Here is a 1,088-nt window from a genome sequence, read left to right as displayed (position 1 = left end):
CCCAGCCCGCTGCAGTTCGGCTTCGGCTGGAACAGCCCGGCGTTGTCCGTCACCTGCAGCAGCAGATGCTCGCCTTCGCAGCAGGCGCCGATTTCGATGCGGCCCACGCCCAACAGATGCGAGGTGCCGTGCTTGATGGCGTTCTCGACGATCGGCTGCAGCGAAAACGCCGGCAGCCGCGCCGCCAGCAGCGCCTCCGGCAGCGATACCGCGATCTCCAGCCGATCGGCGAAGCGCGCTTTCTCAATCTGCAGGTAGGCGTTCACATGCTCAATCTCGTCCGCCAGGCTGACTTCATCATCCGAACGTTTGAGGTTTTTACGAAAGAAAGTTGAGAGGGACTGCACCAGATCGCAGGCGCGTTCGCCATCGCGGCGGATCACCGCCACCAGCGTATTCAAGGCATTGAACAGGAAATGCGGATTGACCTGCGCATGCAACAGCTTGATCTCCGACTGCGCCAGCAGCTGCTTGTGGCGCTCGTACTGTCCGGCCATGATCTGCGCCGACAGCAGGCTGGCGATGCCTTCGCCCAGCGTGCGGTTGATGGTGCTGAACAGCTGGCTTTTCGGTTCGTACAGCTTGATGGTGCCGATGACCCGCTGGTTTTCGCCGCGCAGCGGGATCACCAGCGTCGATCCCAGCTTGCAGGCCGGATTGATCGAGCAGCAGTAAGAGAGCTGATTACCGTCGGCGTACACCACCTCGTTGTTGTCGATGGCGCGATGCGAATGCACCGAGGCGATCGGCGTGCCCGGCAGGTGGTGATCGTCGCCGATGCCGATAAACGCCAGCAGCTTGTCACGATCGGTGATCGCCACTGCACCGATACCCAGCTCCTGATAAATCACCCGGGCGACCTTCATGCTGTTTTCTTGATCGAAGCCCTGGCGCAGGATGCCCTCGGTGCGCTCGGCGATCTTCAGCGCCTTGGAAGAGAAAGCGCTGGTGTATTTCTCAAACATCGCGCGCCGATCCAGCAGGATTTGCATGAACATCGCCGCACCGACGGTATTGGCGATCATCATCGGCAGCGCGATGTGCTCTACCAGCTGCAACGCTTCGTCGTAGGGGCGCGCCACCGCGAG

At 61.4% G+C, this 1,088-nt stretch carries 1 protein-coding gene; it reads right to left on the bottom strand.

All coding sequences use genetic code 11. From position 1 onward, the window contains the following. The coding region (locus ACZ60B_RS43070; RefSeq protein WP_469397607.1) for a sensor histidine kinase at positions 1-1,088 on the bottom strand (1,088 nt) is incomplete at both ends.

This window comes from Streptomyces sp. NPDC104096, assembly GCF_055584385.1.
Note: the sequence above shows the minus strand (reverse complement) of the source record. Positions and strands in the feature narration are given on the sequence as shown.